The sequence below is a fragment of the Qipengyuania citrea genome, assembly GCF_024171405.1.
GTDB lineage: Bacteria > Pseudomonadota > Alphaproteobacteria > Sphingomonadales > Sphingomonadaceae > Qipengyuania > Qipengyuania profunda.
In genome coordinates this window covers 1-24,934 of the sequence record NZ_JALJZT010000003.1, presented here as the reverse complement: position 1 = coordinate 24,934, position 24,934 = coordinate 1, and the positions used below count along the sequence as shown (strand labels likewise).

The 24,934-nt window shown below is 65.9% G+C and carries 25 protein-coding genes; 16 read left to right on the top strand and 9 right to left on the bottom strand.

Going from position 1 to position 24,934, the window contains the following annotated elements:
- Positions 1-3: 3 nt before the first annotated feature.
- Genes J2S32_RS15130 through J2S32_RS15110 form a run of 5 tightly spaced genes read right to left on the bottom strand, consistent with a single transcriptional unit; the run spans position 4 to position 4,613 of the window.
- Positions 4-819, bottom strand: a complete 816-nt coding sequence (locus tag J2S32_RS15130) for a transglutaminase family protein (protein WP_253523209.1) — start codon at positions 817-819, stop codon at positions 4-6.
- The gene (locus tag J2S32_RS15125; RefSeq protein ID WP_253523207.1) at positions 819-1,763 is read right to left on the bottom strand and encodes an alpha-E domain-containing protein; all 945 of its coding nucleotides are present in this window, start codon (positions 1,761-1,763) and stop codon (positions 819-821) included. The genes J2S32_RS15130 and J2S32_RS15125 overlap by 1 nt, the downstream gene beginning before the upstream one ends.
- A complete protein-coding gene (locus J2S32_RS15120) occupies positions 1,763-3,190 on the bottom strand; it encodes a circularly permuted type 2 ATP-grasp protein (protein WP_253523205.1) in 1,428 nt (475 codons plus the stop codon). The genes J2S32_RS15125 and J2S32_RS15120 overlap by 1 nt, the downstream gene beginning before the upstream one ends.
- Before the next feature lie 57 nt (positions 3,191-3,247).
- Positions 3,248-4,015 carry an esterase/lipase family protein gene (locus tag J2S32_RS15115; protein WP_253523202.1) on the bottom strand — a complete coding sequence of 256 codons (768 nt, stop codon included), beginning with the start codon at positions 4,013-4,015 and terminating at the stop codon, positions 3,248-3,250.
- A gap of 55 nt (positions 4,016-4,070) precedes the next feature.
- Complete coding sequence (locus J2S32_RS15110; protein ID WP_253523200.1) at positions 4,071-4,613, bottom strand: DUF3617 domain-containing protein; 543 nt, start codon at positions 4,611-4,613, stop codon at positions 4,071-4,073.
- A gap of 98 nt (positions 4,614-4,711) precedes the next feature.
- Between J2S32_RS15110 and uvrB the strand changes: the two genes are divergently transcribed.
- The 6 genes from uvrB to J2S32_RS15080 all read left to right on the top strand — a co-directional run bounded on the left by uvrB (position 4,712) and on the right by J2S32_RS15080 (position 10,258).
- Positions 4,712-6,895 carry an excinuclease ABC subunit UvrB gene (gene uvrB / locus J2S32_RS15105; RefSeq protein ID WP_253523196.1) on the top strand — a complete coding sequence of 728 codons (2,184 nt, stop codon included), beginning with the start codon at positions 4,712-4,714 and terminating at the stop codon, positions 6,893-6,895.
- Between the two features lie 49 nt (positions 6,896-6,944).
- Entirely contained in the window at positions 6,945-7,391 is a 447-nt protein-coding gene (locus J2S32_RS15100) for a hypothetical protein (RefSeq protein WP_253523193.1), read from the top strand.
- Positions 7,388-7,669, top strand: coding sequence for a type II toxin-antitoxin system RelE/ParE family toxin (locus tag J2S32_RS15095; protein ID WP_253523189.1), 282 nt, complete (start codon positions 7,388-7,390; stop codon positions 7,667-7,669). Before J2S32_RS15100 ends, J2S32_RS15095 begins: the two co-directional genes overlap by 4 nt.
- A complete protein-coding gene (locus J2S32_RS15090; protein ID WP_253523185.1) occupies positions 7,644-7,961 on the top strand; it encodes a HigA family addiction module antitoxin in 318 nt (105 codons plus the stop codon). Before J2S32_RS15095 ends, J2S32_RS15090 begins: the two co-directional genes overlap by 26 nt.
- A gap of 143 nt (positions 7,962-8,104) precedes the next feature.
- Positions 8,105-9,607, top strand: coding sequence for a S10 family peptidase (locus J2S32_RS15085; RefSeq protein ID WP_253523182.1), 1,503 nt, complete (start codon positions 8,105-8,107; stop codon positions 9,605-9,607).
- A 54-nt stretch (positions 9,608-9,661) separates the two neighbouring features.
- Positions 9,662-10,258: a hypothetical protein gene (locus tag J2S32_RS15080; protein WP_253523179.1), complete on the top strand. Its 597-nt coding sequence runs from the start codon at positions 9,662-9,664 to the stop codon at positions 10,256-10,258.
- On the opposite strand, the gene J2S32_RS15075 is transcribed toward J2S32_RS15080, so the two are convergent.
- Positions 10,206-12,296 (bottom strand): protein-disulfide reductase DsbD family protein, encoded by a 2,091-nt coding sequence (locus tag J2S32_RS15075; protein ID WP_253523176.1) that lies wholly within the window; start codon positions 12,294-12,296, stop codon positions 10,206-10,208. The two genes, J2S32_RS15080 and J2S32_RS15075, sit on opposite strands and share 53 nt — an antisense overlap.
- 25 nt (positions 12,297-12,321) lie before the next feature.
- On the opposite strand from J2S32_RS15075, the gene J2S32_RS15070 reads away from it, so the two are divergent.
- Positions 12,322-13,536, top strand: coding sequence for an FAD-dependent monooxygenase (locus J2S32_RS15070; RefSeq protein WP_253523173.1), 1,215 nt, complete (start codon positions 12,322-12,324; stop codon positions 13,534-13,536).
- Here J2S32_RS15070 and J2S32_RS15065 read toward each other — a convergent pair.
- Genes J2S32_RS15065 through hemC form a run of 3 tightly spaced genes read right to left on the bottom strand, consistent with a single transcriptional unit; the run spans position 13,533 to position 16,028 of the window.
- Positions 13,533-14,414 carry a hypothetical protein gene (locus J2S32_RS15065; protein ID WP_253523170.1) on the bottom strand — a complete coding sequence of 294 codons (882 nt, stop codon included), beginning with the start codon at positions 14,412-14,414 and terminating at the stop codon, positions 13,533-13,535. The two genes, J2S32_RS15070 and J2S32_RS15065, sit on opposite strands and share 4 nt — an antisense overlap.
- Before the next feature lie 52 nt (positions 14,415-14,466).
- Positions 14,467-15,144 (bottom strand): uroporphyrinogen-III synthase, encoded by a 678-nt coding sequence (locus J2S32_RS15060; protein WP_253523168.1) that lies wholly within the window; start codon positions 15,142-15,144, stop codon positions 14,467-14,469.
- Positions 15,145-15,149: 5 nt separating this feature from the next.
- Positions 15,150-16,028, bottom strand: coding sequence for a hydroxymethylbilane synthase (gene hemC / locus J2S32_RS15055; protein WP_253523165.1), 879 nt, complete (start codon positions 16,026-16,028; stop codon positions 15,150-15,152).
- A gap of 96 nt (positions 16,029-16,124) precedes the next feature.
- Here hemC and tsaD point away from each other — a divergent pair, with 96 nt between their 5' ends.
- From tsaD to J2S32_RS15010, 9 genes are all read left to right on the top strand, one after another.
- Complete coding sequence (gene tsaD / locus J2S32_RS15050; RefSeq protein ID WP_253523162.1) at positions 16,125-17,153, top strand: tRNA (adenosine(37)-N6)-threonylcarbamoyltransferase complex transferase subunit TsaD; 1,029 nt, start codon at positions 16,125-16,127, stop codon at positions 17,151-17,153.
- Complete coding sequence (locus tag J2S32_RS15045; RefSeq protein ID WP_253523160.1) at positions 17,150-18,163, top strand: NAD(P)H-dependent glycerol-3-phosphate dehydrogenase; 1,014 nt, start codon at positions 17,150-17,152, stop codon at positions 18,161-18,163. Before tsaD ends, J2S32_RS15045 begins: the two co-directional genes overlap by 4 nt.
- Complete coding sequence (locus tag J2S32_RS15040; RefSeq protein ID WP_253523158.1) at positions 18,160-19,662, top strand: lipopolysaccharide biosynthesis protein; 1,503 nt, start codon at positions 18,160-18,162, stop codon at positions 19,660-19,662. Before J2S32_RS15045 ends, J2S32_RS15040 begins: the two co-directional genes overlap by 4 nt.
- A gap of 89 nt (positions 19,663-19,751) precedes the next feature.
- The gene (locus tag J2S32_RS15035) at positions 19,752-21,449 is read left to right on the top strand and encodes a vWA domain-containing protein (RefSeq protein ID WP_253523156.1); all 1,698 of its coding nucleotides are present in this window, start codon (positions 19,752-19,754) and stop codon (positions 21,447-21,449) included.
- Between the two features lie 51 nt (positions 21,450-21,500).
- The gene (locus tag J2S32_RS15030; RefSeq protein WP_253523154.1) at positions 21,501-22,241 is read left to right on the top strand and encodes an OmpA family protein; all 741 of its coding nucleotides are present in this window, start codon (positions 21,501-21,503) and stop codon (positions 22,239-22,241) included.
- A 109-nt stretch (positions 22,242-22,350) separates the two neighbouring features.
- Positions 22,351-22,827 carry a hypothetical protein gene (locus J2S32_RS15025; protein WP_253523152.1) on the top strand — a complete coding sequence of 159 codons (477 nt, stop codon included), beginning with the start codon at positions 22,351-22,353 and terminating at the stop codon, positions 22,825-22,827.
- 63 nt (positions 22,828-22,890) lie between these two features.
- Positions 22,891-23,253 carry a response regulator gene (locus J2S32_RS15020; RefSeq protein WP_253523150.1) on the top strand — a complete coding sequence of 121 codons (363 nt, stop codon included), beginning with the start codon at positions 22,891-22,893 and terminating at the stop codon, positions 23,251-23,253.
- A gap of 78 nt (positions 23,254-23,331) precedes the next feature.
- Positions 23,332-23,718, top strand: coding sequence for a four-helix bundle copper-binding protein (locus tag J2S32_RS15015; protein ID WP_253523148.1), 387 nt, complete (start codon positions 23,332-23,334; stop codon positions 23,716-23,718).
- 74 nt (positions 23,719-23,792) lie between these two features.
- Positions 23,793-24,934 (top strand): acyl-CoA dehydrogenase (locus tag J2S32_RS15010; protein WP_253523145.1); only part of this gene is annotated, 1,142 nt, incomplete at its 3' end.

Below are 24,934 nucleotides of genomic sequence, written 5' to 3'. Positions count from 1 at the left end.
GTTCTATTGCTGCACTTGCTGCTGTTCGACCGCGACATCGACCTCGAGTACGGTCGAGGTGGTCCCGAAACTGATACCGGTGACCGGCGCGGCATCGCGGTAATCGCGTCCCGTGGCGACGCGCACATAACGCGCATCGGGGCTGATTCCGTTGGAAATATCGAAGCCGACCCAGCCCAGTTCCGCGACATAGGCTTCCGCCCAGGCGTGGCCCGCTTCCTGATCGATCCGGTCGTTCATCATCAGATAGCCACTGACGTAGCGCGCCGGGATGCCCAGCGACCGGGCGATGCCGATGAAGATATGCGCATGGTCCTGGCACACGCCATTGGCGGCGGCGAAGGCTTCTTCGGCGATGGTGCGGGAATGCGTGGTCCCGGTCTTGTATTCGACCCGCTCGAGAATGCCTGCGGACAGGCGGTGGAGCATGTCGAGCCGGCTTTCGTCCTCCCGGCCCATTTCCGCGGCCAGCTTGCGCATGCCCGGGCCGGGCTGCGTCTGCCCGGTCTGGCCGAGGAAGCTCCATAGCGGGAGATGCCCGGCGTGGCGCCCGATGACGCCCGCGTGGTCATGCGTATCGACCGTCCCGCGGCAGGTCACCGTGACATCGCGCGCGCCGGTTTCGACCGCGACCAGCGTCACCGTGTTGTGATGCTGGTCCTCATAGGTGAGTTCGGGATGCGCGTGCTCGTAATCCATGTGCCATTCGAGGATTTCCTGCCCCTGCGTTTCCTTGGGTGTCAGCCGCAGGCGCTGGAGGCCGTGGATCACCGGCGTATCGAAGCGGTAACGGGTGGTATGGCGGATCGAGAGGCGCATCAGGCAAGGAACCGATAGTCTTTGGCGATCGCAACCCCGATCGCGGCGTTGGAGGCCATGAAATCGACGAGGAACTCGTGCAGTCCCTGTTCGAACACGTCCTCGATAGTCAGATCGGCGATCCGCGTATCGGCGTCGCGCATCAGCGTGTTGCTGGCGCCCTCCCGGCCATGCAGCCGCGCCAGCGCCGCGAGATTGGCGCGCAATTCGGAATGGCAGAAGGCCAGGCTGCGCGGGAAGCAATCGTCGAGGATGAGGAATTCGCAGATCCCGCGCGCATCGATCTGGCCCGCATTGAGCCAGCGATAGGCGCGATCGCCCGAAACCGAGCGCAGCACCTGGTCCCATTGCCCGGTATCGAGGCTCGACCCGACGTAGGAGAGCGAGGGCAGCAGCAGATAGTATTTGATGTCGAGGATGCGTGCGATGCTGTCGCCGCGTTCGATGAAGGTGCCCGCCTGCGCGAAGTGATAGCCTTCGTCGCGCAGCATCGACCCTTCCATCGCGCCATGTGCCAGCGTCCCGGCGCGCCGGATCGTGGCCACCGTGTCGAGCACGCGGTTCTCGCCTACCGGACGGGACAGCTGTTCCTGCGTCTCCAGCCAGTTTTCGTTGATCGCTTCCCACAATTCGCCGCTGATGGCGTTCCGCGCGAGCCGCGCATTCTGGCGCACCTGGCCGAACATGGCGAGGATCGAGGAGGCATTGTCCTTGTCGCGCAGCATGTAATTCCACGCCTGTACGCCGGTATAGCTTGCATGCTTGGCTTCGTAACCCGCGCGTTGCCCGGCGGTGGCAATGACCGAGCGCCATTCTTCTTCCGCCGTGACCAGATCACGGGTCAGCGCCATGCGCAGCCCCGCATCGAGCAGGCGCGCGGTGTTCTCCGCCCGCTCGAGATAGCGGAACATCCAGAACAGGCCATTGGCGGTCCGGCCCAGCATCAGTCCTTGAGCACCCAGGTATCCTTGGTGCCGCCCCCCTGGCTCGAATTGACCACCAGCGAATCCTTCTTGAGCGCGACGCGCGTCAGCCCGCCGGGGGTGATGTCGATCTTGTCGGGCGAGACCAGCACGAAGGGACGCAGGTCGACATGGCGCGGGGCGAGCCCCTTCTTGGTGAAGATCGGGCAAGTGGAGAGCGCCAACGTCGGCTGGGCGATGTAGTTCTCGGGCCGCGCGACGAGCTTCTTGCGGAAGGCCTCGAGTTCCTTCTTCGAGGCGGCCGGGCCGATCAGCATGCCGTAACCGCCCGATCCGTGGACTTCCTTGACCACCAGCTCGGCTAGGTTGTCGAGCACGTATTTGCACGATTCCTCGTCGGCGCAGCGGTGCGTCTCGACATTGGGCAGCAGCGGTTTCTCGCCGGTGTAGAATTCGACGATTTCGGGCATGAAGGAATAGATCGCCTTGTCGTCGGCCACGCCCGTGCCCGGGGCATTGGCGATCGTCAGGCGGCCCGCGCGGTAGACGTCCATCAATCCCGGCACGCCCAGCACGCTGTCCTCGTTGAAGGTCAGCGGATCGAGGAATTCGTCGTCGACGCGGCGATAGATCACATCGACCGGGTGATAGCCGCGCGTGGTGCGCATCGCCACACGGCCGTCGATCACGCGCAGGTCGCTGCCCTCGACCAGCTCGGCACCCATCTGGTCGGCGAGGAAAGCGTGTTCGAAATAGGCGGAGTTGTAGATCCCCGGGGTCAGCACCGCGACCGTCGGCTTGCCCCGCGTACCTTCGGGCGCGCAGGCGGCGAGGCTCTTGGCCAGCCGGCGCGGGTAATCGGAAACCTGTTCGACCGGGACGCGCATGAACAGTTCGGGGAACATCGCCATCATGGTTTCGCGGTTTTCGAGCATGTAGCTCACCCCCGAGGGGGTGCGCGCATTGTCTTCGAGCACGTAGAATTCGTCCGCCCCGGTGCGCACCAGGTCTATCCCGACGATATGCGTGTAAATCCCGCCCGGCGGCGTGAAGCCGACCATGTTCGGCAGCCAGGCCTTGTTGTTACGGAACAGGCGTTCGGGGATTCGGCCCGCGCGAATGATCTCCTGCCGGTGGTAGAGATCGTGCATAAAGGCGTTGAGCGCGGACACACGCTGCTCGATCCCGCGCGACAGCTTGCGCCATTCGGCGGCGGTGATCACCCGCGGCACCATGTCGAACGGGATCAGCCGTTCCTCGGCCTCGCCATCGCCATAGACGTTGAAGGTGATGCCGGTCTTGCGGAAATTGGTTTCGGCTTCGGCGTGCTTGCGCCGCATGAGGCCATTGTCCTGCCCGTCGAACCAGTCGCAATATCCTGAGTAGGCCGGACGTACCCCGCCATCGGGCTGGTACATTTCGTCGAAGTAAGCAGTGTCGCCGGTCATAATCCCCCAGGGGCGCCCGGCACCTCGCGCGCCTTGCTCCTACAACAGACTACGCGTTTACCCGCGGTCCAGTTCCGAAAGCACCGCTTCGACCGCCTCGTGGGTCAGCACGAAACCCATGTGCGAACAACGCAGTGCGCGCGCGCGGTCCCGTTCGCCGGGCTTGCCGCAGGCGGCGCGGGGACGGACGACGCCGTCGCGCGGGCTCCACATGGCGACCGTTTCGACCGGGGGCTTTTCATGCACCACGGCGTCGATTTCGGGTTCGTCGACCCGGTGGCCGGCAATCGCCTGATAGGCCCGCCAGCCATTGTTCGCGCGCGGGCTGCCCGAGAAGGGCGAGCCCATGGTGACGACCTTGGCGACCTTGTCCGGATGCGCCTTGGCCAGTTCGCGCGCCATTACCCCGCCCAGGCTCCAGCCGACGAGGTGGATCGGCTCGCCCGAACGGCGATAGATATCGACCAGCCGCCGCTCGACCTTGGCGAAGCTTTTCTCGGTCGCGCCCAGATTGTAGCCGAGGCCCCATTTCTTGGTGGTGTGACCGGCGCGTTCGAGCTTGCGCGCCATCCAGCGCATGCGGATCGGATGCGCACCGAAACCGGGCAGCAGCATCACCGTCTTGGGATTCGCCGCGGGCGCGATCTCAAGCGGGCGCCCCACCAGCCGCCGCAGCGGCTCGAGCGGCCAGAGAAGCTCGCGCAGCAGCAATTGCCAGCGCGGGCCGCTGATATCCTCGGGGCAGGGCTCGGCCGCGAGCGCCCAGCGGCGGGCCAGTTCCTCGCGGTCGATAAGACGCGTGTCTTTGAAGGGTAACGTTGCCATCGCTCTGTAATAATGCGCGATGGGCCGATTGGCTCCCGAATTGATGCCCGGTCGTTTAACCGTCGCAGTCGCCGATCCGTTCCTGCGCGCTGGTCATCGTCATCGTCATGGTCCGGCCGTCGGGACCTTCGGCATCGACGGTCATGGTCATGTCGGAGGACGTCTCGCTACCGGTGCCCTTCATGGTCATCCGGGCCATGCCCTGCCCTTCGGCATTGCAGTTCATGATCGCATCGATCTGGCCGCCGGCGGCATCGAATTTCTCGAATGTGCATTCGTCATTGTCCTGCGCCTGCCGCGCCATTTCCTCGAAGCCCTTGTCGGCTTCTTCCTGCGTCAGGCAGTATTCGTGGACCTGCGGCCCCTGATCGAACATGCCGCGCATCATGTCCTGCACCTGCTGCGGCGCATCGGGGATGTCGATATCGACGAATTCGACCGTGGCGCGGTACTGGCCGGGCTGCGGCCTGACCATGTCGGCGGATTTCGCCGCGGCTTCGGCCATCGAGATCTCGCCATCGCCGTCGGCATCGGCGGATGTGTCCCCACAGGCGGCGAGGGTGAGGCTGGCGGCAATGATCAGGGCGGTATGGCGCATGGAAACTCTCTCCGAATAGATGGCTGCAAGGCTAGCAGCCGGGCCGTGTCAGGCAAGCACCGTTGCACGTCCCACTGCTGTTCCCCATATGTGCGCGCATGAGCGAACTGATCATTCGAAGAGGATTGGACGAGCCGGACACCACCGGCGAGTTCGTCCCCCACAAGCCTGCGCGCCCCGAAAAATCGATGGGCGGCAAGGCGTTCAAGCTGGTCAGCGAATATACCCCCTCGGGCGACCAGCCGACCGCGATCGCCGAATTGAGCAGCGCAGCGAAGGACGGCGACCAGACGCAGGTGCTGTTGGGCGTGACCGGGTCGGGCAAGACCTTCACCATGGCCAAGGTGATCGAGGAATTGCAGCGGCCCGCGCTGATCCTCGCGCCGAACAAGATCCTCGCCGCGCAGCTTTATGGTGAGTTCAAGAGCTTCTTCCCCGAGAACGCAGTCGAATATTTCGTCAGCTATTACGACTATTACCAGCCCGAAGCCTACGTCCCGCGCAGCGACACCTATATCGAGAAGGAAAGCAGCGTAAACGAGGCGATCGACCGGATGCGCCACTCGGCCACCCGCGCGCTGCTCGAACGCGACGACGTGATCATCGTCGCCTCGGTGTCGTGCCTCTACGGTATCGGCTCGGTCGAAACCTATTCGGCGATGATCTTCGACATCAAGAAGGGCGAAGCGGTCGACCAGCGCGAACTGATCCGCAAGCTCGTCGCGCTCCAGTACAAGCGCAATGACGCGGCCTTCGCGCGCGGCAATTTCCGCGTCCGCGGCGACAGCCTGGAAATCTTCCCCAGCCACTATGAGGACATGGCGTGGCGGATCAGCTTCTTCGGCGACGATATCGAGGAAATCAGCGAATTCGATCCGCTTACCGGCAAGAAGGGCGCCAGCCTCGATAAGGTGCGCGTCTATGCCAATTCGCACTATGTCACGCCCGGCCCGACGATGAAGCAGGCCGCCGAGGCGATCAAGTTCGAGCTCGCCGAGCGGCTTAAGGAACTGCACGAGGAAGGCCGCCTGCTCGAAGCCCAGCGGCTCGAGCAGCGGACCAATTTCGACCTCGAGATGATCGCCGCCACCGGCAGCTGCGCGGGGATCGAGAACTACAGCCGCTTCCTCACCGGGCGCCTGCCGGGCGAACCGCCGCCGACATTGTTCGAGTACCTGCCCGAAAACGCGCTGCTGTTCGTCGATGAGAGCCACCAGACGGTGCCGCAGATCGGGGCGATGTCGAAGGGCGACCACCGCCGCAAGATCACGCTGGCCGAACACGGTTTTCGCCTGCCCTCCTGTATCGACAACCGCCCGCTGCGGTTCAACGAATGGGATGCGATGCGCCCGCAGACCTTCGCGGTCTCGGCCACGCCGGGCACGTGGGAGATGGAACAGACCGGCGGCGTCTTCGCCGAACAGGTCATCCGCCCCACCGGGCTGATCGATCCGCCGGTCGGCATCCGCCCGGTCGAGGACCAGGTCCAGGACTGCATCGAGGAATGCAAGAAAACCGCCGCCAAGGGCTATCGCACGCTGGTCACCACGCTGACCAAGCGGATGGCGGAGGATCTGACCGAATTCATGCACGAGGCGGGCGTCAAGGTCCGCTACATGCACTCCGACGTCGAGACGCTCGAACGTATCGAGCTGATCCGCGACCTGCGGCTGGGCGTCTATGACGTGCTGGTGGGGATCAACCTGCTGCGCGAAGGCCTCGACATTCCCGAATGCGGGCTGGTCTGCATCCTCGATGCCGACAAGGAAGGCTTCCTGCGCAGCGAGACCAGCCTGATCCAGACCATCGGCCGCGCGGCGCGCAATGTCGACGGGCACGTGATCCTCTATGCCGACCGCATCACCGGCAGCATGGAACGCGCGATGGCGGAAACCGACCGCCGCCGCGAGAAGCAGAAGGCCTATAACGAGGAACACGGCATCACGCCGCAGACGATCCGCCGCCAGATCGCCGATATCGTCGCGCATACCGCGTCGCAGGACGGGGTCACGGTCGATACGGGCGACGACGAGCGCAACAATCTCGTCGGTCACAATCTGCGCGCCTATATCGAGGACCTCGAGAAGCGCATGCGCACTGCCGCGGCCGATCTCGAATTCGAGGAAGCCGGCCGCCTGCGCGACGAAATCCGCCAGCTGGAGAACGACGAACTCGGCCTCGGCGATAGCGAGAAGAAGGCCCCGCGCGTCGGCCGCAGCGATGCGGGCCGCCCGGGAACGCGCAAGACCCGCTATGGCAAGACACAACGAAAGATGTGGTAAAAAGGCAAAATAGGCTTGCCGAAATAGCTATTCGTGCTATTAGCTAACTATGAGTACGAAATTCAACATCGACGTGTCGCTCGACGTGTTCAAGTTGCTCACTTCCCGATTGGAAGAAGGCCAAACTCATGATGACGTAATTCGAGATCTGCTGGAACTCGACTCGATCGTCGAGCCTGAAAACCCCACTGAACATCCTTTGATGACGATGGCCGATCACATGACCCGGTCAATGCAAGCGAAAAGCAACGGGTTTCTCTCTCGCAATCTCTGGCTCCCTGACGGAACTGAGTTGCGAGCAAGATACAAACAAAAAGCATATCTTGCTCACATTGTGGATGGTGAATGGGTGAACCCGGATGGCGAAGTCATGTCGAGCCCTTCGGCCGCAGCAAGCGCGATCACCGATACCAATGTCAACGGATTGCGCTTTTGGGAGGCCAAGCGCCCGACGGACCGGGGCTGGTGTCGATTGGATAGGCTAGCGGAGCGGTGATCCAGTCCTTCGCTGATCCCGAAACAGAGCGCATCTGGAACGGAAAGCGCAGCCGGAAGCTGCCAGCCGATATCCAATCCCGCGGATTGGCGAAGCTTCTGATGATCGATGCGGCCGAAACGTTGGAAGATCTCAAACTTCCGCCAAGCAACCGTTTGCACGAATTAGCCGGTGACCGAGCCGGGCAGCATTCGGTTTCAATTAACACGAAATGGCGTATATGTTTCCGCTGGAAAAACGGAAATGCTTACGATGTCGAAATCGTCGACTACCATTGAGAGCGACTGGCTGCACATCCCCCATGCGGGCGAATTGCTGGTCAGCGAATTCATGGAGCCACTGGAGCTCGAAATACCCGCTGTGGCCCAAGCCATCGAGGTCGAATCTGCGCGTCTGCAGGCACTGATCGATGGAAGCGAAAGAATTGACGGTGAACTCGACCTGCGCCTTTCACGCTATTTCGGGATGTCCGAAGGGTTTTTCATGCGTCTCCAGACCAGCGCCGATCTTCGTGTTGCGAAACGCGCGCTGAATGGCGAGTTGGATCGCATAGCACCCCGTGCCGCCTGAACCAGCGCGCCGTTCGTCGAGCGTGAACGCCGCTCGTCCGGTTACGCTTGACCCTCCCGCTTACGGATGATGCGCGAAGGCGAGCCGTGACCATGTGCGGCATTCGAGGTCCGCTGCAGCGGACGAAACAAGGGATTTACTCGATGATCGTTCGTACACTCGCCGCGCTGGTCTTGGGCACCTTCTTGATGGTGCCGCACGCCGCGATCGCGCAGGCCGACAAGCCAGCCGCGAGCGAGAAGGCGGGCGATATCGAACCGCAGGTGCGCACGCGGAGCATGACCGGCACCTTTGGCGGGCAGCGCGTGTCCTACCGGGCGACCATGGCCGAGACCGTGCTTGAATCCGATGACGGCAAGCCCGAAGCGGTGATCGTCACCACCAGCTATGTGAAGGACCCGCGCGATACCTCGCGCCCGGTGTTTTTCCTGTTCAATGGCGGCCCGGGATCGGGATCGGTATGGCTGCAGATGGGCGCGTTCGGGCCCAAGCGCGTGGCGATCCCCTCCGATGCGCGCGACGATGGCGCGCCGCCCTACCCGCTGCTCGATAATCCCGACAGCCTGCTCGACGTCGCCGATCTCGTCTTCATCGACCCGCCGGGCACCGGTTTCAGCTATCTGACCAGGGACACCAACCCGAAGAAATATTACGGGCTCGAACAGGATGCCGAGGCGGTGGCCAAAGTCATCCGCCTGTGGCTCAACGACAATGGCCGCTGGAACAGCCCCAAATACCTCGGCGGCGAAAGCTACGGCACCACGCGCACCGCCATGGTCGCGCGCGAGCTCGAAGGCGGGACCTATAACGACGTCGGCCTCAACGGGCTGATCCTGATCTCGACCATTCTCGACTTCGCCGGGCGGGAACCCACGCCGGGCAATGAAATGGCCTATGTCGTCACGCTGCCCAACATGGCGGCGGCGGCCTATTACCACGGCAAGGTACAGGCGCCTTCGGTCGAGGCGATCGTCGAGGAAGCGCGCCAGTTCGCCATCGGCCCCTTCGCCAGCGCGCTGCTCAAGGGGCAGGACCTGCCCGATGCCGAACGCGCCGCGGTGCGTGCGGAACTGGCGCGGCTGACCGGCCTGTCCGAACGCTATCTCGACCAGGCCGACCTGCGCGTCACCTCGCAGCGCTTCTACAAGGAATTGCTGCGCGACCGCGGGCTGACGATCGGACGGCTCGACGCGCGCTACACCGGGCGCGATTTCGACAATGCCGGCGAGACGCCCGACAACGACCCCAGCTTCTACGGCATCGATGCAGGCTATACCGCGGCGATCAACAGCTGGACACGCGACACGCTGGGCTTCGAGACGACCCGCGAATACCAGTCGATCGGGCGCGAACCGGGGCGCAACTGGGAATGGTCAACCGGCCAGGGCCGCGGCGCCTATCTCAATGTCGCGCCCTATATCGGGCAGGCGATGCGGCAAAACTCGCAGCTGCGCGTGTTCAATGCGCAGGGCTATTACGATTTCGCCACGCCCTTCTTCGGCGCCGAATATTCGCTCAAGCGGATGGGCATCCCGCAGGACCGTGTGGAGTTCCAATACTACGATGCGGGGCACATGATGTATATCCGCGACGAGGACCGGGCCAAGCTGTCACGCGACATCCGCGCCTTCATCCGCGCGCGCTGAGGATAGCGCGGGATAGCCGCTTGAATGCTGTCACGCCTGTGTCATAGCGCGCGCATGCGTCGCGCCTCCCCTCTCGTGTTGCTGGCCGTTCTTGCGGCCTGCAAGCCCCCGGCTTCGGACGATTACGTCGAACGTACGCGGATCGATACGCCGGTCGAAGGGCCGACAGAACCGATCGATTCCCCCGATACCGAAGGCGCGATCTGGGCCCCAGCGGCCGAAGGCGCGCGATTGCTTTATGGCAAGCCGGGCGAACGCCCGCTGTTCGCCGTGGAATGCCTCAGCGACGGCAGCGAACCCATGCTCGGCTATACCCGCTTTGCCCGCGCCGATGCGGACGCGCAGGCGGTGCTGGCGCTGATCGGCAATGGCCATGTCGCGCGGCTCAAGATCGACGCAGTGCAAATCGGGGATGTATGGCGCTGGGAAGGCGCGATCGCAGCCGCCGACCAGCGGCTCGACGTGCTCACCGGCAACCGCGAGGTCGAAGCGACCGTGCCCGGGGCCGGCAGCGTGATCCTCAACCCCAGCGCGCTGCCCGGCGAGCTGGTCGAGCGGTGCCGCGCGCTGGGCGAGCCGCTCGGCGATGACGAGCCGCTTAGCGAGGGCGCGCCGACGCCCGCGCCTTCTCCACCAGCAGATCCGGCGTAAGCACCTGCGGCAATTGCTCGGCTTCGCCGCCGGGTTCGTACCACAGATAGAGCGGCACCCCCGCTGCGCCCTGCTGCGTCAGCATGCGCGAGATTTCGGCATCGGGCTGCGTCCAGTCGCCGCGCAGCGCAACCACGCCGGCGGCCTCGAATGCGTCGCGGGTCGCGCCGCGTTCGATCGCCACGCTTTCATTGACCTTGCAGGTCACGCACCAGTCGGCAGTGAACCAGACGAACACCGGGTTTCCCGAATCGCGCGCGTCGGTCAGGGCGGCTTCGCTATAGGCGACCGGGTCGAGCAGGCTTGCGCCCGGCGAAGCGTGCGCCAGCGGACGCGGGAGCAGTGCAGTGCCCAGCCCGAGCACCGCCACCAGGCTTGCGCCCAGGATCAGCGCGCCCGACCGGGCCTTGCGCTGGAACAGCCCCACCAGCGCGAGCCCGCCCAGCGCCAGCGCGCCGAGGACGAGCACCAGCGCGAGATATTCGCTCCCGCCGATCCGCCAGACGAGCCATGCCAGCGCCAGCGCGGTCAGCCCCATGGGCAGCGCCATCCATTTGCGGAACCGCTCCATCCATGCGCCCGGCCTGGGCAGCAGGCGGCGGATGGCCGGGACGAAGCCGACCAGCAGGAAAGGCAGCGCCAGCCCCAGCCCCAATGTGGTGAATACGAGCAGGCCGTGGACCGGCTGGATCACCAGCGCGGCGCCCAGCGCGACCGCCATGAACGGCCCCGTGCACGGCGTCGCCACGAATGCCGCGAGCAGCCCGGTCGAGAAGGATCCGGTCTGTGAGGGCGAGCCGCCCGAAACCGCCATGCCGGGGACTTCGAACAGGCCGAGGAAATTGGCAGTGATCGCGAGCGCGAGCAGGAACAGGCTGACGACGACTGGGGGCTCCTGCAATTGGAACGCCCAGCCGACCTGCTCGCCCGCCGCGCGCAGTAGCAGGATCGCCGCGCCGAGCGCCGCGCAGGCCGCCACCACGCCCGCCGTATAGGCGAGCGCGTCGCGCCGCGCCGCGCCTTCGTTGCCCCCGGCCTTGGCCAGTGCCAGCGCCTTGAGGCTGAGGATGGGGAACACACAGGGCATGATGTTGAGCAGCACCCCGCCCGCCAGCGCTGCGAGCAGGAGCCGCCACAGCACCGGTTCGCCGCTCCCGCCAAGCGGTTCGGCGCCTTCGAGCGGCACGTCGCCCGGAACGGCGGTAAACCGCACCCCGCGCCCTGCGCCGAAATCGAGAATGCCCGCGATGGCCTGTGGACGCGGTTCACCGGCGAGTTCGACACCCGGCGGCACGGCGAATGGCTCGATCGGCATTTCGACGACCAGCAGGTCGCCCTCGCGCATGAAGCGCTGCTGGCCAGCGTAACGCGGCCGGTCCCCCTCGCCGAGTTGAGCGGTGCCGAGGTAGAAATGCGGTTCGCGCAGCGCGGTCGCGGCCGGGACCGGCACGCCGATGCGCAGGTGCGTAGCGGTGAATTCGAACTGCGCGCCGCTGTCCAGCGGGGGGACGACTTCGGCGCGCCAGCGATCGAAGCGCGGATCGCCCCCCACACGCGCCGGATCGAGCGACAGCGCCGCACGCTGCGGCACGCAAATCGCATCGGTGCAGGCGAGATAGCTGGCGGTCACACCGATCGGCGCCGCCTGCGCGCCTGCCGCGCCTCTGGGCACGGTGATCGGGACCAGCACCGCGTAATCGCCTTTATAGACGTGGTTCATCAAGCCGCCGATCACCAGCCGCTGCGGCAGCGGGTAGAGCGGCTCTCCCGCCCGCCATCCTTCGGGCAGGTCCCAGTCGAGCTGCATGCCCAGCCCCGCATCGCCGGGGTTTGACCAATAGCCGTGCCATTCTGCCGAGGAGGGAGTGAAATGCAGCGCCAGCATCCAGGTCTCGCCCGGCTGCGGCGCGCCTTCGGCCACCAGTTCGGCGGCGATCCGGTCGCTAGTCGCATTCTGCGCCGCCACCGGCGCGGCGAATGCCAGTGCCACCAGCGCCAGCAGCGCCGCCAGGCGTTCCAATATCCTTGCTTCGATCACGTCGCTGGCTCTAGGGCTAGGCCCAATGACAGACAAGCGAGACCTGCTGATCCTGGGCGGCGGCCTGGTGGGGATGACCCTGGCGCTGGCGGCGGCGAAGAAGGGGCTGTCGAGCCACCTCGTCGACCGCGCCGATCCCGCCAGCCTGACCGCCGAGGGCTTCGACGGGCGCGCTTCCGCGATCTCGACCGCCAGCTGGCGACTGTTCCGCCATATCGGGCTCGAAAGCGTGCTCGAACCGCATGGCTGCGATATCGCCGCGATCGGCGTGCTCGACCAGATGAAGCCGGGACGGCTCGATTTCCGGCCCGAACCGCATGAAGGCACGCTGGGGCGCATGTTCGCCAATCGCCAGCTGCGCCTCGCGCTGCTCGAAGCCGCGACGCAGGAACCACTGATTACCTGGCATGCCCCGGCCGAAGTGGTCGCGCGCGAACGCGGCGAATTCGGCGTGGCGGCCACGCTGGGTGACGGGCGCACGCTCGAAGCCGCGCTGATGATCGGCGCCGAAGGACGCGGATCGCCGTCGCGCGAGGAGGCGGGCTTCAAGATGGCGCAGTGGGATTACAGCCACCGCGCGATGATCGCCGGGCTCGATCACACCAAGCCGCATGAGAATGTGGCGTGGGAGATCTTCTATCCCGACGGGCCCTTCGCGCTGCTGCCGATGCTCGACGGTCCCGATGGCCAGCATCGCAGCGCGCTGGTGTGGACGGTCGACGAGAAGGACGCCGCGGGCGTGCTCAAGCTGTCCGACCGCGCGTTCCTTGCCGAAGTGGTGAAGCGGATGGGCGACCTGCTCGGCGATCTCACGCTCAACAGCGCGCGGTCGTCCTGGCCGCTCAGCTTCCAGCACACCGCCCGGATCGTCGACCACCGGCTCGCGCTGGTCGGCGACAGCGCGCATGGCATGCACCCGATCGCGGGCCAGGGCCTCAACCTCGGGCTGCGTGATGTCGGGGCGCTGGTCGAAGTGCTCGACGAGGCGCTGCGGCTCGGGCTCGACCTCGGCGATGCGCAGGTGCTCAAGAAATACGAGGAATGGCGCGCGCTCGATGCGCTGATGGTGATGGGCGCGACCGACAGCCTGACGCGGGTCTTCGGCATTCGCGGCAAGACCGCGAGCGCAGTGCGGCGGCTGGGCATGGCAGGGATCCAGCGCTCGGGCTGGCTCAAGCGCCTGTTCATGGATGAAGCGCGCGGCATCTCGGGCGAGCTGCCCGAATTGCTCAAGGCCTAGTTTTCTTCCGCCGGGCTGGGCTGGTCGATCCGGTTGCCCGCCCCGTCACGCAGGCGCCGCGGTTCGAGCACGGCAGCGGTTTCGATCAGGTCGAGCGAGCGCTGGAGCGTGGCATAGCGTTCGGCATCGCGCAGCCAGCCTTCGGCGTTTTCCGCGCCCGGCAGATTGCGCACTTCGGCAATCGCGGAATCGGTCCGCCCGCTTTCGAGAAACAGCCGCGCGCGATCGAGGCGGCGCTGCGGCTGCGGCGACGGCGCGCTTTCGCGGCGCACCACGAACAGCTGCGACAGCTCCTCGCCAAACCGCGCGAAGCCGTTCTGGCTGCTCGGTTCGGCCAGCTTGGGCGAGAGCCCTTCGAGCCGCGCGATCAGCTGGTCGAGCGTGATCGGATTGCGGCTCGTGCGGATGATCGTATCGACCGCATTGGGCATGGCATCGCCGAAGCGCAGCCGCAATTGGTCCGCGAGATAGCCAAGCTCGGCCCCCTTTTCGAGCGCGCGGCGCGTGGCGAAGGCGATCAGCAGCCCCTCGGCGCGCGCGGTATTGCCTGCGGCGGCCTGCGCCTGCAGGTCGAGCCGCGCGAGGCGCTGTTCGGCAGCGGCCAGCCGCGTGTCGAGCCCGCCCTGCTGTTCGGCCACGCGGTCGACCGCTTCCTGCGCCGCCTGGCTGGCGCTGGGCGTGGGGGTCGGTTCGGAAGTTGGGCTGGCAAGCGATTGCGTTTCGACCGTAGCCGGCTGGGTCGCCGGTTCCTCGCGATCGGTCAGCGTGTAGACGGCATATCCCGCAATCGCCCCGCCCAGCAGGAAACTGGCGAGTACGGCGACCATGACCGGCCTTACCGACGGCACCTTGCGCCGGGTGCTGGTAAAATTGTTCATCCGATTCCGTTCCGCGACCCCGTGGGCCCTCGTGCTGGGGCCATCCATACCATCAGCTATCGGTCTGACACAAAGCTTGCGCCAAGGCCAGTAGCTCGCTGTCTCCGGGAGCCTCGGCAGTGTGGACGGAACGCCAGCCCGCGCCCGCCATTTCGGCGACGCGGGGACCAATCACGGCCAGATCGACCAGATCGCGGGCGAGACCGTGCCGGTCGAACTCGACCTTGAGCCGTTCCGCCGCCGCCCCCGAATGCAGCACGACTACCCCGCCGTCGCGGAGGATCGCGAGATCGTCTTCGGACAAGGCTTCGGGTACCGCGCGGTACAGGATCCGCGTATCGACTTCGAGCTGGTCGGGCACGCGCAAGGTCACGCGGTCTTCCCCCGCAAGGCGCAGCAGGTGGAGCTTGCGGTTGGCAAGGTCGTCGAGCAGGTTCTGCAGCCCCCCGCGCCCCGTCCGGCCGACAAGGAAACCCGCCCTGCGCGCAGCGTCGGCGGTCGTATCGCCCACCGCATGAACGGGCAACTTGGTCAGTCTGCCGAGCTGCTTGCCGCCATGGCGGAAGACATTGGCGCTACCGACCAGCAACCCGTCGTAATCCTTCGCCGCGGGCGCTTCCCATGCGACCGGCTCGATCGTGAACAGCGGCCGACCGTGCACATCGAGCCCCATCGCCTGCGCGGTTTCCGCGCTGACCGACCAGCCCGGTTCGGGGCGGAGGAGGAACACCGGCTTCACAGCGGCTGGCCGAAATGTTCGGACACTGCGGGGGGCGCACGGTCGAGCAGTCTGCGCGCCAAGACCAACGGCGCTTCGTCGTCTCCGGCCGCGAATTCGCTCTCGTCACCGATACGGACAGTGCCATCGGGACTGAAAATCGCTGCGCTCAGCGCAATGCGGCCTTCGCTGGTGCGCGACAGCGCGGCAATCGGACTGCTGCAAGACCCGCCCAGCCCTTCGAGCAGGCGCCGTTCGGCGGCAATTTCGGCATGGCTTTCCGCGTCATCGATCGCGCGCAGCAGGTCGCGTGTGCGCGCATCGTCGCTGCGGCATTCGATCCCGATGGCCGCCTGCGCGGGCGCGGGCATCCATGCTTCGGGATCGAGCCGCACGCCCACTGCATCCTCGCCCAGCCGGTCGAGACCGGCGGCGGCAAGGAAGGTCGCATCGGCTTCGCCCGCCTCGAGCTTGGCCATCCGCGTGGCGACATTGCCGCGAATGCCGACCACCGTCAGATCGGGTCGCAGATGCAGCAATTGCGCGGCGCGGCGCGGTGCGCTGGTGCCGATCCGCGCGCCTGCCGGAATGGCCGCAATCGATCCCGCCCCCAGCAACCGGTCGGCCTTGTCCGCGCGCGGCAGGATGGCGGCGATGGCGATCGCTTCAGGCCGCAGCGTCTCGACATCCTTCATCGAGTGGACCGCGCCGTCGATTCGCCCTTCGACCAGCCATTGGTCGAGCTCGCGCGTCCACAGCGCCTTGCCGCCGATTTCGGCCAGCGGCCGATCCTGGATGCGGTCGCCGCTGGCCACCACGGGCACCAGTTCGACCGCCGATTCGTCCCATCCATGCGCGGCGCACAGCCGCGCGCGCGCTTCGTGCGCCTGCGCCATGGCAAGCGGAGAGCGGCGGGTTCCGAGGCGAATGAGAGGTTGGACTGGCATAGGGTCGGCTTGCCCTAGCGAGCCATGCCGCTAAGGGAAAGCGAGATGGCACTGGTTCTCGGCATAGAAAGCTCCTGCGACGAAACCGCGGTCGCGCTGGTCGATAGCCAGCGGCGGATCGTGGCGCAGCGGATCGCCTCGCAGGATGCCGAGCACGCCCCCTTCGGCGGGGTGGTGCCCGAGATCGCGGCGCGCGCGCATGCCGAACGGCTGGCCCCGATGATCGCAGGCGTGCTGGATGATGCGGGGATCGCCTTGGGCGAGTGCGACGCGATTGCCGCCACCGCCGGGCCCGGGCTGATCGGCGGGGTGATGGTCGGGCTGGTCAGCGCCAAGGCGCTGGCAATGGCGACCGACACGCCGCTGATCGCGATCAACCATCTCGAAGGCCACGCGCTGAGCCCGCGGCTGGCCGATGAAAGCATTACCTTTCCCTATGCGCTGCTGCTGGTGTCGGGTGGGCATTGCCAGATCCTGCGCGTCGACGGCGTGGGCGAATATCGCCGGCTGGCCACCACGATCGACGATGCGCTGGGCGAAGCCTTCGACAAGACCGCCAAGATTCTCGGCTTGGGTTTCCCCGGCGGCCCCGCGGTCGAACGCAAGGCGCGCGAAGGCGATGCCAAGGCCGTCCCGCTGCCGCGCCCGATGGTCGGCAGCGGCGAACCGCATTTCTCCTTCGCGGGTCTCAAGAGCGCGGTCCTGCGCGCCTACGAAAGCGGAAAATACGAGACCGCCGATATCGCGGCCAGCTTCCAGCAGGCGGCGGTAGATTGCGTGACCGACCGGTTGCGCATCGCGTTGGCGGACATGGCCGATGTCGACACACTGGTCGTGGCCGGCGGGGTCGCGGCCAATGCCACGGTGCGCGCCGCGCTCGAACAGCTTGCCGCCGCGCATGGTATGCGCTTTGCCGCGCCGCCGCCCAAGCTGTGCACCGACAATGCCGCGATGATCGCCTGGGCGGGCATCGAACGGCTGGGCCAGGACGACCCGCTCGACATTTCCGCGCGTCCGCGCTGGCCGCTCGACCCTGCGGCCGAGCCGGTGCGCGGAGCAGGAGTAAAAGGATGACCCTTCGACAGGCTCAGGGCGAGCGGGTGGGCGTTCTCGGCGCGGGTGCCTGGGGTACCGCGCTGGCGCAAATGCTCGCGAGCGACGGCCGCGACGTGCTGATCTGGGCGCGCGAGAGCGAACTGGTCGCGGAAATCAATTCCGCGCACACCAATTCGGTTTTCCTCCCTTCCGTGACGCTGGCAAAGACCATCCGCGCGACCGGCGATCTGGCCGAGATGGCCGCGCTCGACACGCTGCTGGTGGTCACGCCCGCACAGCATATGGGCAGCGTGCTTGAGGTCATGCCCTCGCATCCGCGCGATCTCGTGCTGTGTTCCAAGGGGATCGAGGCGGGCAGCGGGCGGCTGATGAACCATGTCGCCAAAGCCGCCGCCCCCGGCAGCGCGGTGGCGGTCCTTTCGGGTCCGACCTTCGCGCATGAAGTCGCCGCGGGCCTGCCCACCGCCGTCACGCTCGCCTGCGCCGATGGCGAGGCACAATGGGACCGGCTGGCACCCGTGATCGCGCGCCAGACCTTCCGGCCCTATTATTCCGACGATGTGATCGGCGCCGAAATCGGCGGTTCGGTCAAGAACGTGCTGGCGATTGCCTGCGGCGTGGTCGACGGGCTGGGCCTGGGGCAGAATGCGCGCGCCGCGCTGATCGCACGCGGATATGCCGAAATGCTGCGCTTCGGCGAAACGCTGGGCGCGCAGGCGGCAACGCTGGCAGGTCTGTGCGGGTTGGGCGACCTGGTGCTGACCTGCTCGTCTACCTCGAGCCGCAATTTCTCGCTCGGCAAGGCGCTGGGCGAAGGGCAGAAGGCCGAAGATTTGATGGCCGACCGCAAGACCGTGGCCGAAGGCGCGCATACCGCGCCCGTGCTGGTCGAACTGGCCGCGCGTCACGGTATCGCCATGCCGATCGTCACTGCCGTCTATGGCCTGCTCAAGGGTGACGAGCCGCGCGCCGTCGTTTCCGACCTGCTCGCCCGCCCCTTGCGCGCCGAACAGGGCCGCCCCGGGTGACCGATTCAAAACCGGATGAAGACCTTTCCGCGCTGGCCAAGGGCGGAAGGCAGAACTTCATCGGCTTCATCCTGCGGCTGGTCGCGCGGTTGCCGTTCCTGTTTATCGCGGGGCGCCTGTACGGGCCCGACGCGCTGGGCCGCTTCGCCTCGGCGCTGGTGGTGGTCGAACTGGTCGCGCTGCTGTGCGCGATGGGCGAGAAACGCGGGCTGGCGCAGCGGCTGGCAGATGGCGACCAAAGCCATCCGGCCAACCTTGTCTATGACGGCATGCTGCTGGCGCTGGGGTTTTCCGCGCTGGCGGCCGCGTTCTTCTGGTTCGTCCCCGCCCCGCTATTTCCCAGCGGCGACTATACCGAGCTCGACCGCTTCATCGTGCTGGCGATCCCCGCCTATGCGCTGACCGAAATCGTGCTCGCCGCGCAGGCGTACAAATACGATATCGCCACCACCGTTCGCGCCCGCGCGGTGGTCGAACCGTGGACGATCTCGATCATGGCCGGGCTGTTCTATTTTCTGCCTGCGGTCAGCGATTCGGGGCTCGCGCTGGCCTATCTCGCGTCGATCTATGCCGGTCTGGCGACCGGGCTGTGGTCGTTCTTCCGCAGCTATGGCCGCCCGCGCGGCTGGCGCCCACGTCCGGCCTATATGGGCCGGCTGACGATGCGCGCGCTGCCGCTGGCGACCGCCGATGCGATCGAATGGGGCACGAGGCGCGTCGATATTTTCATTCTCGGCCTGTTCGCGGCCCCCGCGGCTGTCGGCGTCTATTACATCGCGCAGCAGGTCGCGAGCCTGCCGCAGAAGCTCAAGACCAGTTTCGAGCCGATCCTCGGCCCGGTCATCACCAAGAACCTCAAGACCAGGAACTACCAGGCGATCGCCAGCCAGATCTGCCAGGTCGGCTTCTGGATCGTGGCGATGCAGGCGGGCATCGCGCTGGCGCTGGGCGTCCCCGGCGAAGCGGTGATGGGCCTCGTCGGACCCGAATTCGTCGGCGGCACGGGCGCGCTGGCCTTCCTGCTTGCTGCCGAGGTCGTTGCCGCGACCGCAGTCGTCTCCGAAGCGGTACTGGTCTATGTCGCGCGCGTGCGCAATCTGTGGATCTCGATCGGCACCATCGCGCTGCAGGCGGTGCTGACCGTGGTCCTGATCGAGGCGATGGTCGCGGGCGGCTATGGCGAACCCTACAAGGCCGCCGCCGCCGCGATCGCGCTGATGCTGGCGCTGGGCACCGCGAGCCTGGTCAAAGCGGTGCTGCTGTCGCGTATATTGGGACAGTCGATCAACACCTTCCGCTGGCCGCTGGTATGGGCGGTGGCGCCCGCAGTGCTGGTCGGCTGGGCGGCGACGCAATTGCCCGAATGGGCCGAGCTCATCGTCGGCATTCCGGCGATCCTGGGCATTTACGGCTATATCATCTGGACCCGCGGCTTCGGCCCCGAGGACCGCGTGCTGTTCCGGCGCAATCTGGACAAGGACGAGCCCGCGCGAACCTGACCCGTTCGTCGCAAACCATACACGTTCAGTAGGTATTCACCCCCAGGGCGGGTAGCTTGGAGCTCTCGCAAGGAAGGGGAGGACTGCCCATGCGTTTCGCAAGATTTACCGTCACTTGTGCAGCAGCCGCGTTGATCGTGGGCTGCGCCGCGCAGCAGGATGGCGACACCATCATCACCACCAGCGCCAAGGCCGATCGGACCGAAGCGGGCCGCACCCCGCCGCCACCACCTCCTCCCCCGCCGCCGCCGCCGCCAGCGCAGATGGCCAGCCCTTCAGCCCTTATCGTCAGCGGGTCCCGAGTTCGTGCCGACGCGGCTACCCCATCCACCGAAACATCGATCGTGGAACCGGGTTATCGCTATTTTCCGCCGGTCTTCGTGCCCGCACCGCCCAGCCGCGACCAGTATGACGGCGAGGAAGTATCGCCGGTCAAGCTGGTCGCCAGCGAACCGGTCTCAACCTTTTCGGTCGATGTCGACACCGGCGCCTACACCAATGCGCGCCGGTTCATTTCCGAAGGCCAGCTGCCGCCCAAGGGCGCGGTGCGGACCGAGGAATTCATCAATTACTTCCGCTACGATTACGACCGGCCGGACAGTCTCGACCAGCCGTTCACGGTCAATACCGATGTCGCGGTGAGCCCGTGGAATGCCGACGCGCGCCTGCTGCGCATCGGGCTCGCCGGGTATGAACTGCCCGAACAGGAACGCCCGGCCGCCAACCTTGTCTTCCTGCTCGACGTATCCGGGTCGATGGGCAGCGCCGACAAGCTGCCGCTGGTCAAGACCGCGATGCGCCAGCTTGCCGGGCAGCTGACCGAGGAGGACCGCGTCTCGATCGTCGTTTACGCCGGCGCCGCGGGCCTCGTGCTCGAACCGACCAATGACGAACGCAAGATCAAGGACGCGCTGGACCAGCTCAATGCCGGCGGGTCGACCGCGGGCGGTGCGGGGATCGAACTCGCCTACCGCGTGGCCGAGGCCAACCGCATCGAGGGCGGCGTCAACCGCGTGATCCTGGCGACCGATGGCGATTTCAACGTCGGCACTTCGGATCGCGAGGCGCTGGTCGAATTGATCGAGAAGAAGCGCGAAAGCGGCGTCACGCTGTCGGTGCTCGGCTTCGGCCGCGGCAATCTCAACGATGCGATGATGGAACAGGTCGCCAACAACGGGAACGGCAATTATTCCTACATCGACAGCGCGCTGGAGGCGCGCAAGGTGCTCGGCGATGAAATGGGCGCGACGCTGTTCACCATCGCCAAGGACGTGAAGATCCAGGTCGAATTCAACCCGGCGGTGGTCAGCCAGTACCGCCTCGTCGGCTATGAAAACCGCGTGCTGCGCGAAGAGGATTTCGACAATGACGCGGTCGATGCGGGCGATATCGGTGCGGGCCACCAGGTCACCGCGCTGTACGAAGTGATCCCCGCCGGTGGCGACGGATGGGTACCCGCGCGGCGCTACGAAGATTTGGTCGATGCCCGCGCCCGCGAACTGGCCAGCGAAGCCGCCTATGTGAAGCTGCGCTACAAGCGGCCCGGTGGTGATACCTCGCAATTGCTGACTTACACGCTGCCCGCTTCCGCGCTGGACACCAGCCGCGCACCCGCAGGCGATTTCGCCTTCGCCGCCGCGGTTGCGGCCTTTGGCCAGAAGCTGCGCGGCGATACGCTTCTGGCGAATATGTCCTATCCCCGGATCGCCGCGCTGGCGGGCACGCAGACCAGCTTCTGGCGGCAGGAATTCATCGAGCTGGTAATGACCGCCGAGGGGTTGGAATAAGCGTCCGCTGACGCTTGGCAGGCGGGTCGGGAGGCGGCTAAGAGCCATGCCATGCCGATCCGCCCTTCCCTCGCCATCCTGGCCGGTGCCGTGCTGACGGGCGTATCCGCCTTTCTGCTCGCCGAACCCGTGGCCCGCGACTTCATCCCCCGGATGGAAGCGCAAGCCGCCAAGGCGATCGAGGCGGCGGGCGGGACCGGCGTCACTGCCCGCTTTGCCAGCGCCAACGGCGCACCCTCGCGTCATCCAGTGCTGCGCGGGGGCGAAGCGCTCGACACCGCCACCCGGACACGGGTCGCGCATGCCGTCGACGAGGTACCCGGCGTGGGCGGGGTGATCTGGAGCGACGGGACCGCGCGCGCCGAAAGCGGCGAGCCGACCTACCAGCCGCTCCATTGCCAGGAAGATGTCGAAGGCTTGCTCCAGACACGCTCGATCCGCTTCGAGGAAGCCAGCAGCGCGCTACTGCCCGCCAGCCGCATCCTGCTCGACGAAGTGGCCGAAGCGCTGCGTCCCTGCCTCGGTTCGATCATTGCGATTACCGGCCATACCGATAAATCGGGCACCGAACCGGGCAATCTGGCGCTCAGCATGGACCGGGCGCGCGCCGTACGCGAAGCGCTGGTGAGCCGCGGCATCCCGCGCGACGGCCTGCGCGCCAGCGGTGTCGGCTCGAGCCAGCCGGTCGCGGGTCTCGCGCCCAGCGACCCCGCCAATCGCCGGATCGAATTTTCGGTCATCCGCACCGAACCGCTGCGGCCCACTCCCGTCGATACGCCGGAGGCCAAGTAAAATGCCGCTGTGGTTCGAACTCGCTGCGCTGATGATTGCCGCCTATGTTGCGGGGATCGGTATCGGCTGGGCCCTGTGGGGCCGCCACGACCAAGAAAAGGAATAGTCCATGAGCGAATTGCTGCAGACCTATTGGCCCCTGATCGTCGCCGCGCTGGTGCTCGGCCTCGCGGTCGCATGGTATGTCTTCAACGCCTCGCGCAAGACCCGCATTACCGGTACCAGCCGCGATGTACTCGACGAGGGCGCTGCACCGGCAGAGCGGAACAAGGCGCTGATCGACAGCGCCCCCGCGGCCACCCCGATGCAGCCCGCCGCGGGTGTTCCTGCGACCCCGGCGGCGTCTGGCGACGACCTGACCCGTATCAAGGGCCTTGGCCCCAAGCTCAGCGCCACGCTGCACGGCGCGGGCGTCACCTCCTTCGCGCAGATCGCCGCATGGAGCGATGCCGATATCGACCGCATCGATGCCCAGCTCGACCGGTTCCAGGGGCGCATCCGCCGTGACGACTGGGTCGGCCAGGCCAAGTTGCTGGCGCAAGGTGACGAAAACGGCTTCGCCGAACGGTACGGCAAATTGTCATAGGATCCGGAACTAATCTTTGTGTGTGGTATTAATATACTTGGGTCGACACACGAGGAGAGCCTGATGGGCCGTCAATTACGAGTACTCGTTGCCGAAGATGAATTGATCGTCGGATACGACCTGTGCGATACCGTCGCCGAAGCAGGCTATATTGTCGAAGGACCATTCGACGATTTGTCCTCCGCCATGCTCGCCTATCAGAAGACCAAGCCCGATATCGCGATCCTCGACGTCCAGCTCGGTGATGGCGTGGTTTATCCGCTGGCCGAACGGATGATGGCGGAAGACGTCAAGATCATCTTCCATTCGGGTCACATGCGCCCCCTCGACGTGACCACCCGGTACCCGAACGCGCAGGCCTTGCTGAAGCCCTGCCCGCCGGCCGATGTCATCCACTCGATCCAGCGCGCCACTGCCAACGGCTGACCGCTTTCGGGCAGACTTCCGGAACATCGGGACGGCGTGAGCCATTCCTAGGACGAACCCCAAGGAAAGGAAGTCCCGATGTCCCTCCCCAAAATGATCGCTGCCCACCCGCAGGTGCAGGACGAGACCGAAGAACTGGTCACTGCCGCACGCCATGCGATGTTGTGTTCGTTGTTCTGCACCAGCTGCGCCGACGCCTGCGTGGCCGAAGATATGGACATGGCGCAGTGCATCCGCAACTGCCTCGACTGCGCCGATGTCTGCGCCGCGACCGCGCGGCTCGCCGTTCGCCGCACCGCGCAGAACATCGACGTGCTGCGCGCCCAGCTCGAAGCCTGCATCACCGCCTGCGAAACCTGCGCCGCCGAATGCGAGAGCCATGACAACCCGCATTGTGCGCTGTGCGCCGAGATGTGCCGCGAATGCGCGGAAGATTGCCGCAAGGCGCTGCCGCTGGTGAAGTAACCTTCGCTGCCCGCGCGGGCCTTGCCCCGCGCGGGCAACCCTGCCAGTGGCTGGGGTGGAACAGAGGAGACCACATGGCCGCTATGGTGCCTTTCGCCTGGGACGATCCCTTCAACCTCGACGACCAGTTGACCGAGGACGAGCGGATGATCCGCGATGCCGCCCACGCCTTTGCGCAGGGCGAATTGCAGCCGCGGGTGATCGAGAACTTCAGCAAGGAAGTCGACGATCCAGACCTGTTCCCGATGATGGGCGAAGCTGGCCTACTGGGTGCCACCGTGCCCGAAGAATATGGCGGCGCGGGTGCCAGCTATGTCGCCTATGGCCTGATCGCGCGCGAGATCGAACGCGTCGACAGTGGCTATCGTTCGATGGCCTCGGTCCAGTCGAGCCTCGTGATGTATCCGATCCTCGCCTATGGTTCGGAAGAGCAGCGCAAGAAGTACCTGCCCGGCCTTGCCAGCGGGAAGCTGATCGGCTGTTTCGGCCTGACCGAACCCGATGCCGGTAGCGATCCCGGCGGGATGACAACCACCGCCAAGAAGGTCGATGGCGGCTATGTCATTTCCGGCTCCAAGACCTGGATTTCCAACGCCCCCTTTGCCGATGTCTTCGTGGTCTGGGCCAAGAGCGAGGCGCATGGCGGCGGCATTCGCGGCTTCGTGCTCGAAAAGGGCATGAAGGGGCTGTCCGCCCCCAAGATCGAAGGCAAGCTGAGCCTGCGCGCCTCGACCACCGGCATGATCGTGATGGACGAGGTCGAAGTGGGCGAGGACGCGCTGCTGCCCGAAGTGCAGGGCCTCAAGGGTCCGTTCGGCTGTCTCAACCGCGCGCGCTACGGCATCAGCTGGGGCGCGATGGGTGCGGCCGAGTTCTGCCTCCACGCCGCGCGCCAATACGGGCTCGACCGGCACCAGTTCGGCGTGCCGCTTGCAAGCAAGCAGCTCTACCAGCTCAAGCTCGCCGACATGATCACCGAGATCTCGCTCGGCCTGCAATCGAGCCTGCGCGTCGGACGGCTGATGGACGAAGGCAAGTTCGCGCCCGAGATGATCAGCATCGTCAAGCGCAACAATGTCGGCAAGGCGCTCGATATCGCGCGCAAGTCGCGCGACATGCATGGCGGCAACGGCATTTCGGAAGAATACCAGGTGATCCGCCACATGGTGAATCTCGAGACGGTCAACACCTATGAAGGCACGCATGATGTCCATGC